This window comes from Phormidesmis sp. 146-33 (assembly GCF_052939515.1).
This window is the reverse complement of record NZ_JBJPHU010000095.1, coordinates 17,771-27,851: the sequence shown is the minus strand read 5'-3', so window position 1 is coordinate 27,851 and position 10,081 is coordinate 17,771. Positions and strand designations below refer to the sequence as shown.

Genomic DNA, 10,081 nt, shown 5'->3' with positions numbered 1-10,081 from the left:
TCTACTTCTGTGCTTTGACGCAAATCGTTATGATGTTTTAAGCCTGAGTAGTTACTATTTTTCCTATCCTTTCCTAAATGGCACTACCCAGCAAGATTACTGAAAAATTGTAAATAAGACCTTATTTCTTCCTAAGTAAAGTTACGGTGAGGGATTAGGTATACTATGGGCTAACCTCTAATGAACCCCTACGTGTAAGTAGAATCATGGAGAAGCCAAATAAAGGCTCTGTCAGAACGCACCCGTGGAGAGCAGTTCCAAGTTGTGAGTACAAGATTGACGCAGAACGGTCTTTCAGTAGATTCCAAGGCAAGCTGATCCATCGATCGTTTGAATCTCAAGTTGAGAAAGCACCCGACGCGATCGCTGTAGAGTACGGAGATCAGCAACTGACTTATGACGACTTAAATCAACGAGCCAATCAGCTCGCAAATCATCTGCGAACACTCGGAATAGCACCTAATCAATTTGTTGGAATCTGTGTGGAGCGATCGCTAGACATGGTGATCGGACTGCTAGGAATTCTCAAAGCAGGAGGTGCCTATGTTCCACTTGATCCAAGCTACCCAACTGAGCGATTGGCATTTATGGTGGCAGATGCTCAAGTGTCTGTACTGCTGACTCAGGCGGCGCTATTGTCAAGACTTCCGGAACACAATGGCCAGACGCTGTGTTTGGATTCAGATTGGTCAACGATCGCCCAGCAGTCAGCAGAAAATCTGATTAGTCATGGCAACAGGGATGACAATGCAGATGATTTGATCTATGTCATTTACACGTCTGGTTCTACTGGTACGCCCAAGGGTGTTGCGGTAGAACATAAAGCTGTGCAGCGATTAGTGATGGATACAAACTACATCCAGTTCAGTACCACAGATGTTATTGCTCAAGTATCCAACTGCTCTTTTGATGCAGCAACGTTTGAGATCTGGGGCGCACTAGTCAATGGAGCGCGATTGGTCATCGTTAATCAGAACATTGCACTAACTCCTAGATCGTTCGCAAGCTTTTTGCAAGAGCGGAACATTAGCACACTATTTCTGACAACTGCTTTATTCAATCAAGTCGCTCGTGAAATTCCATCTGCGTTCCATTCGCTTCGACAGGTTTTATTTGGAGGCGAGGCGGTTGATCCAAAATGGGTGCGCGAGGTATTACGACATAATCCACCAGAGCGATTGTTGCACGTATATGGGCCGACAGAAAGTACGACATTTGCTACCTGGCACTTAATCGAAACAGTTCCAGAAGATGCCAACACAGTTCCGATCGGGTGCCCTCTTTCCAATACAGAGTGTTATGTCTTAGATGCCCAGCTCCAACCTGTTTCTGAGGGTGTTGCTGGAGAACTCTACATTGGTGGAGTTGGACTCGCAAGAGAGTATCTCAATCGTCCTGACCTGACTGCTGAACGGTTTATTCCCAATCCATTTCGACTCGGAACTCGTCTCTATAAAACTGGTGACTTGGTGCGATACTTGCCCAATGGCGCGATCGAGTATTTGGGGCGACTTGATTATCAAGTCAAACTGCGAGGCTTTCGGATTGAACTCGGCGAAATCGAAGCTACCTTACGTCAACATCCAGACATTTGCGAGTGTGTCGTCGTGATTCGCGAAGATGTACCAGGAAATAAGCGGCTAGTTGCCTACTTAGCTATGTCATCAGAGACAGCGCTAACCGTCGGAGAATGTCGTCAATTTTTGAATCAGTCGTTGCCCGACTATATGCTTCCTTCAGCATTCGTCTTGTTGGAACACTTGCCGCTGACACCGAATGGGAAAATTGATCGCAAAGCGCTTCCGATTCCCGATGAAAGCCGTCCTGATGTATCGGCTTCCTATGTTGCACCTCGCACTCCCCTTGAGGAACAGATCGCCACAATTTGGACAACGGTGTTAGGAGTTGAAGGTATTGGCATTCATGACTCATTTTTGGAGTTAGGAGGCCATTCGCTTCTGGCAACTCAAGTGATTGCGCGAGTGTGTGAAGTTCTTCAAGTTCAAGTGCCATTGCAGACTTTGTTAACAGCTTCGACGATCGCAGAATTTGCCCAGACGATCGCAACAACAACCTGGGAAGAGAACTCTCAGCCTATTCAGGCAACTGCTATGGATCGGCCGCTCCCGCTTTCTTTCTCACAACAACAAATGTGGTTACTGGCTCAACTGGAGTCTAATACAGCTTGCTATAATGATACGCTGACACTACGGTTTACAGGATTGCTCAACTCTGCTGCACTAGAGCAAAGCTTGAATGAAATCATTTGCCGTCACGCCATTTGGCGCACAAAATTTGTTGCGATCGCGGGCATTCCGCACCAGGTGATTCAGCCACATTTACCATTCACATTCTCTACCGTCGATCTGAGATCGTACCTTCCCGACCAGCAAGAACAAGCCGCGCTACAATTGGCAACGGCTCAAGCTCAACGCCCTTTTGATCTCACTCACGCTCCTCTGGTACGAGCCACGCTGGTTCAACTCAGTGAAATAGAACATCGTCTTTATCTCACCTTACATCACATTATTTATGATGGCGTTTCTCTTTATTGTGTGTTTCTCAAGGAACTATCAGCGCTCTACGATGCGTTTTGTGTCGGGCAGCCTTCACCTTTACCAGAATTGAAGATTCAGTATGCTGATTTTGCCGTGTGGCAGCAGCAGGAGTTGCAGCCTGAGAAACTTCAACCGCAACTCGATTATTGGACAAAACAACTCACAAATTTGCCGACGCTGCAATTGCCGATCGACCGACCTCACCCTGCGATAGCAACCCGCAAAGGATCGCAACACTGTTTGAGCCTATCTAGAGAATTAACAGAGCAACTCAAATCACTGTCTCGTCAAGAAGGTGTGACGTTGTTTGTCACGTTGATGTCAGCCTTCAAATTACTGTTACATCGATATATGTCACAAGATGATATTCCGGTTGCAACGGTGACAGCAGGGCGCACTAGATCGGACATTGAACCTTTGATTGGGTGTTTTATCAACACGCTGATCTTGCGAACTGATTTATCTGGATTGCCAAGTTTTCGAGAGCTATTGCAGCGAGTTCGATCAGTAACCTTAGAGGCTTATGCTAATCAAGATGCGCCGTTTCAAAAGGTAGTAGAGGCGTTGCGATTAGCACAGAAGACTTCGCAGCCGCAATCGTTATTTCAGGTTTTGTTTGTACTGGCTCCACCCTTCGCAGAAATTGACTCTCGGTGGCAGTTGAGTCAGCAAGATGTAGACACTGGGACGACGGAATGTGATTTGTATCTTGAATTAAATGAACGACCAGAGGGGCTAATCGGACGAATTGAATATAGCACTGACTTGTTTGAGGCAGACACGATCGCTCGTCTAATTGGTCACTTCCAGACATTGCTAGAAGGAATTGTGGCTCACCCAGAACACCGTCTCTCTGAGTTGCCGTTACTAACAACCTCAGAACAGCAGCAACTTGCAGCGTGGAATGAGACTGAGGTGGAGTACCCAGAAATTTGTCTGCATCAACTGATTGAAGCTCAAGTGCTAAGAACGCCAGACGTGATCGCTGTGCAAGCCTTCGGAAGTCAACTAGCCTATCGAGAATTGAATCAGCGAGCAAACCAGTTGGCCCATCATTTGCAGCGTCTGGGAGTTGCGCCTGATTGCCTGGTAGGAATTTGTATGGAGCGATCGCTAGACATGGTGATCGGACTGCTAGGAATCCTCAAAGCAGGAGGGGCATATGTTCCGCTTGATCCAAGCTACCCAACTGAGCGGTTGGCATTTATGGTGGCAGATGCTCAAGTTCCAGTATTGCTCACTCACTCGTCGCTATTACCTCAGTTGCCAAAGCATCAGGCACAGGTGATTTGTTTAGATACAGACTGGCAAACCATTGCTCTATCCAATGTAGAAAATCCGGTTAGTTCTACGACCCCTGATCATCTTGCCTATATGATTTATACATCAGGTTCGACAGGCAAGCCTAAAGGAGCAATGAACACACACAAAGGCATCTGCAATCGGTTGCTGTGGATGCAAGATACCTATCGGTTGTCGGAGCACGATCGCGTTCTGCAAAAAACGCCCTTCGGGTTCGATGTCTCTGTCTGGGAATTCTTTTGGACTTTGATGACAGGTGCCTGTTTGGTAGTTGCTCGACCTGAAGGACATAAGGATAGTGCGTATCTCGCTCAGTTGATCGCAGAGCAGCAGATTACTACCTTACACTTTGTGCCGTCGATGCTCCAAGCGTTTCTTCAAGAACCTAATCTAGAGCAATGTCAGTCTCTCAAACGAGTGATCTGTAGCGGAGAAGCCTTGCCGTTTGAACTACAAGAGCGCTGCTTTGATCGTCTAAATGCCGAGTTGCATAATCTCTATGGCCCAACAGAAGCGGCTGTCGATGTGACATTCTGGGCATGTGAGCGATCGAGTGGTCGCCGTATTGTTCCGATTGGACGTGCGATCGCGAATACTCAAATTCATCTGCTGGATGCTCAACTACGTCCCGTCCCGATCGGGGTCGCTGGAGAACTGCACATTGGTGGCATTGGACTGGCACGCGGCTATCTCAATCGTCCTGATCTGACGGCTGAAAAATTCATTCACAATCCTCTTGAAGGCAGCGATCGGCTCTATAAAACAGGTGACCTAGCCCGTTACTTACCTGATGGCAACATTGAATATTTAGGACGTATCGATCATCAGGTCAAGCTGCGAGGCTTCCGAATTGAGTTAGGGGAAATCGAATCTTTGCTGCGTCAGCATTCCACTGTGCAAGACTGTATTGTGATGGCGCGAGAAGATGTCCCTGGTAACAAGCGCCTAGTCGCCTATCTAGTCGCAACTTCTACACCGATTACATCGCGAGAATTACGTCAATTTCTGAGCAATCAGCTACCAGAGTATATGATTCCTTCAGCGTTTGTGTTTTTGGAGCAATTGCCGCTAACTCCAAACGGGAAAGTTGATCGTCGTTCTTTGCCTATTCCAGAAGAGACACGATCGGAGTTGACAACCGAATATATCGCGCCTCAAACTCCCACGCAGGAGAAGATTGCTGCTATCTGGTCTGCTTTACTGGGAGTCGATCGCGTTGGTATCGATGATCCATTCTTTGAGTTGGGAGGGCATTCGCTTTTAGCAACTCAAGTCATGGCGCAAGTGAATCAGGTTTTTGAGGTACAGTTGCCCTTACATACTTTGTTTTTAGCTCCAACTGTGGCTAAATTTGCTGAAGCGATCGAGCAGTACGAAAAGAACACACCTCAATCTCAGATGCCAGCATTGGTTTCTGTAGTACGCGAAGCACGGCGGATGACGCTATCTTCAATCCAAGCAAAGTTAGCAAAATCCAAAAAAGAGCTTGTCCAGAAACCTTCGGCAATGGGATCTACATTGCAAGAAGAATCGGATAAATCTAGACAAGAACTTGCTGATGATCTGGAAATTCTTTCTGCCGGAAACCCTCAAGTAGAGACTATTCTGCCTGTTTCAGAATCTGCTTAGACAGTAGAGAAATTGCAGCAAAGCTTTCCTGAAACCTAACACAAAGTGCAAAATACCACCTTCGTTTAGCGCTGACCGATCAAGCGTACCAACTCGTTTTGACTTGTCCATACACAGGAGAACAATCCAATGGTTCAGCATCTTCCCAAGCCCTCAGACATCGCTGAAAACATCTCTTCTGTTATAGAAGAAGAAGTTTTGGTTTTTCCTACATCTCTTGCTCAACAGCAGATGTGGCTACTTGCACAACTAGAACCCAACAGCCCATACTACAACGACACAGTTACCTTACACCTCACAGGTTCTCTCAACATCACAGTACTTGAGCAAAGCTTCAATGAAATTCTTCATCGACATGCTGTTTGGCGCACTACGTTTGTGGCGATCGAGGGAGAACCCCTGCAAATTATTCATCCACCGTCTCCATTTAAACTCTCTGTAGTAAACCTTCAATCGTTGCCATCGCACGATCAAGAAAGCGAAGCTTTGCGGCTTGCCACTGCTCAAGCTGAACGTGCCTTTGATCTGGCTCAGGCTCCCTTGCTGCGGGCAACGCTAGTGCGATTGGATGCGACGCATCATCGTCTCTATCTCACGCTGCATCACATTGTGTATGATGGAGTTTCTTTGTCCAATGTCTTTCTCAAAGAGTTGGCAGATCTCTATGAAGCATTTAGCAATGGCAACCCTTCCCCCCTTGCAGATCTCACGATTCAATATGCTGACTTTGCAGATTGGCAGCGACAATGGCTAGAAAGCGGCGTTCTCGACCCTCAAATTGAGTACTGGAAACAACAGCTTGAGCAAGTTCCAGTTCTACAACTACCCGCCGATCGTCCTCGTCCAGCAGTCAGAAGTTTGCGCGGTGCGAGACACAGTGTTAACCTGCCTCAGAGCTTGACAGAGCAACTCAAGGCGCTCTCTCGCCAAGAAGATGTGACGCTGTTTATGACGTTGATGGCAGCTTTCAAAACGCTACTACATCGCTACACAGCACAGGATGATATTTCCGTTGCCACCGTGACAGCCGGACGGACTCAACCGGAACTTGAACCCTTAATCGGCTGCTTTGTCAACACGATCGTCTTGCGAACCGACTTATCTGGCTCTCCCAGTTTTCGAGAGGTGTTACAGCGAGAACGAGAGGTCACGATCGCCGCTTACTCCAATCAAGATGTCCCGTTCCAGACGCTGGTAGAGAGATTGCACCCAGAGCGCCAAGCCGGACAGCAGCCTTTCTTTCAAGTCATGCTTGAGTTTTTGCCGGGGGCATCTGTCGAGGTAGAATCGTCTCTCGATATCCAATTAGATTTTCAAGCTATTCACAATGGCACTGCCAAGTTTGATCTATTGCTTCAACTTGCAGAAGTCCCGACTGGAGTGACAGGCGGCGTTGAATACAATACTGATTTGTTTGATGCAAGCACGATCGATCGACTGATAAATCACTTTTACACCGTATTAACTGGAATCGTTGAGAACCCAGACCAGTGCATCGCTTATTTGCCGTTGCTCACCCTCGCAGAACAACAAGCGCTTTTAGAGAGGCACGAGTCACAGATTGCCTCCAATCCAGGTTGTCTACACCAACAGTTTGAAGCCCAGGCAGAACGAACTCCCGATGCAGTAGCGATCGTATTTCAAGATCAGCAACTCACCTATCGAGAACTCAATCAACGAGCGAATCAATTAGCCCATCACCTGCAAACTTTAGGAGTTGGAGCGGATAGCTTGGTGGGGCTATGTATCGATCGCTCCCTCACGCTCGTCGTCGCTATTCTTGGCATTTTGAAGGCAGGCGGCGCATATGTTCCCCTTGATCCTGCCTCACCACCAGAACGTCTCGCAGGTATTGTCGAAGATATGAACGCGCCCTTACTCGTCACACAGTCAGATTTGCTGCAACGGTTGCCTGACACGTCTGCTCAAGCCGTTTGTTTGGATACAGACTGGGATACGATCGCGGCGCTTCCTACGACTTCTCCCAACTGCATTCTCAATGCGGATGCGCTCACCTATGTCATCTACACCTCCGGCTCAACGGGCAAACCGAAAGGAGTGTTGATCAATCACTACAATGTGATGCGGCTGTTTAGCTCAACTCAGGATTGGTTTCAATTCAGCGAACACGATGTCTGGACACTCTTCCACTCCTACGCCTTTGACTTCTCTGTATGGGAACTGTGGGGCGCATTGCTGCATGGCGGACGATTGGTGATTGTGCCTCAGTGTATCGGTCGATCGCCTGATTCCTTCTATCAGCTACTCTGTCGCGAACAGGTCACAGTCCTCAACCAAACCCCTTCTGCCTTTCGACAATTGATGAGAACAGAGGAACTGTCCGGCATCTCTGATAATCTGGCATTGCGCCTCATCATCTTTGGAGGCGAAGCATTGGAACTGCAAAGCTTAAAATCCTGGTTTGAGCGCCACGGCGATCGCTCTCCTCAGTTAGTTAATATGTATGGCATCACCGAAACTACGGTTCATGTCACCTATCGACCGATTACGATCGCCGATCTCAAGGCAGGCAGCGCTATTGGGAAACCCATTCCTGACCTTCAGGTACATTTGCTCGATCAGAATCTGCAACTTGTACCGATCGGTGTACCCGGAGAAATGCACATTGGTGGAGCAGGATTGGCAAGAGGCTACCTGAACCGATCGGAATTAACGGCTGAACGGTTTATCGAAAATCCATTTTGCCCTGGAACACGTCTCTACAAATCGGGAGATCTGGCGCGGCGGCTCCCCAATGGTGACATTGAATATTTAGGGCGTATCGACAATCAGGTAAAAATTCGCGGCTTTCGGATTGAGCTAGGAGATGTGGAAGCTGCAATTCAGCGCCATTCTAATGTGGGTGAATGCGTGGTGGTTGTCCGAGAAGATATTCCAACCGATAAGCGACTCGTGGCATACCTTACTCCCAACGGAACGCTAGTTACTTCAGAGCTACGCCGATTTCTTCAGCAAAAATTGCCGGAGTACATGATTCCTTCAGCGTTCGTTCTGTTAGAAGCACTGCCACTCACTATCAACGGCAAAGTAGATTATCGCGCCTTACCTCTGCCTGATTCTCGTCCCGAATTAGAATCGACTTTCATCGCGCCCCAAACTCCGATGGAGCAGCAGGTTGCTCTCTTCTGGTCTGCGGTGCTAGGTGTGAAAGATTTGGGAATTCACGACGACTTCTTCTATTTAGGCGGCAACTCATTACTCGCCGCGCACCTGATTTCCTATGTCAGAGAAGAGTTTCAGGTCGAGTTACCTGTGCGTTTACTGTTTGAGTATCCGACGATCGAAGGACTTGCCCAAACCTTAGAAGCCTTGCAACGAAATGGAGTAGATGGCGTGTCTGCCCTGACGAAAACGATCGATCTCAAAGCAGACGCAGTACTGGCATCAGACATTTACCCCACTGCTCCCGCGATCATAGGTGAACCCCAACAGGTTTTCCTCACCGGAGCCACTGGATTTTTGGGCGCTTTCTTGATGCATGAACTCCTTCAGCAAACTCAGGCAACTCTTTACTGTTTGGTGCGTTGCTCTAGTCCCGGCGAGGGTACAATCCGCCTGCAACAGACCCTGCAACAGTATGAATTGTGGCATGAGCATTACCGCGATCGCCTCATTCCCATTCCTGGAGATTTATCTCAACCATTGTTAGGGCTATCACCAGAACAGTTTAATACTCTGGCTGATCGGATTGATACGATCTATCACAATGGTGCATTGGTCAACTTCGTTAAACCTTATTCGTTGCTAAAGGCAGCCAATGTTTTGGGCACTCAAGAGGTTTTGAGGCTGGCGTGTCAGGGACAAACTAAGCCTGTTCATTATGTTTCTACAGAATCAGTGTTTGGCACAACGGGCTACTTTAACCGAATGCAAGCGCTATCCGAAAATGATGATATCGACCTCAGTGAGGACATGCTCTACTTGGGATATTCACAGAGTAAATGGGTTGCAGAAAAGCTGGTTCAGATTGCTCAGTCTAGAGGTGTTCCGGTTACAATCTTTCGCCCTGGTTTGATTTTGGGAGATAGCCAGACCGGAATCGCCAACGTCAAAGACTATCAATCTAGAATCGTCAAAGGCTGTATCCAGCTTGGATGCTATCCTGATTTGCCCAACAAGCTTGACCAGTTTGTTCCGGTAGATTATGCCAGCAAAGCGATCGTCTATTTGTCTCAGCAAGCGCGATCGTTCGGTCAAATTTTCCATCTGGTGAATCCGCAACACATTGAGTTTCTAGAATTCTTCCGGTGGATTAGTGACTATGGGTATTCCCTAAAAAAGGTGCCCTACCAGGAATGGAAAGAGCAACTACTGCAACAGACACGATACTCGCAAGAGAATGCCCTCTACCCACTCGTGCCCATGCAGGTAGAAGCCGTTTATCAAGGGCTAACCTTAGCGGAAATGTACCAATATCACCCTTATCTAGATTGTCAGAATACCTTGGCAGGTTTGGCAGGAACTGATATTGTTTGTCCGTCTACCAGCGATGAGTTGCTCAATACTTACTTTTCATACTTCATTCAGAGCGGTTTCTTAGAAGCGCCCGGATCAAAGTAGTTGAGTGCATA

At 47.7% G+C, this 10,081-nt stretch carries 2 protein-coding genes; both read left to right on the top strand.

The annotated features are described in order from the left end of the window. Positions 1-206: 206 nt before the first annotated feature. Positions 207-5,489: an amino acid adenylation domain-containing protein gene (locus ACJ2PR_RS26900; RefSeq protein WP_446879270.1), complete on the top strand. Its 5,283-nt coding sequence runs from the start codon at positions 207-209 to the stop codon at positions 5,487-5,489. A gap of 129 nt (positions 5,490-5,618) precedes the next feature. Continuing rightward, positions 5,619-10,070 carry a non-ribosomal peptide synthetase family protein gene (locus tag ACJ2PR_RS26895; protein WP_446879269.1) on the top strand — a complete coding sequence of 1,484 codons (4,452 nt, stop codon included), beginning with the start codon at positions 5,619-5,621 and terminating at the stop codon, positions 10,068-10,070. Positions 10,071-10,081 lie beyond the last annotated feature (11 nt).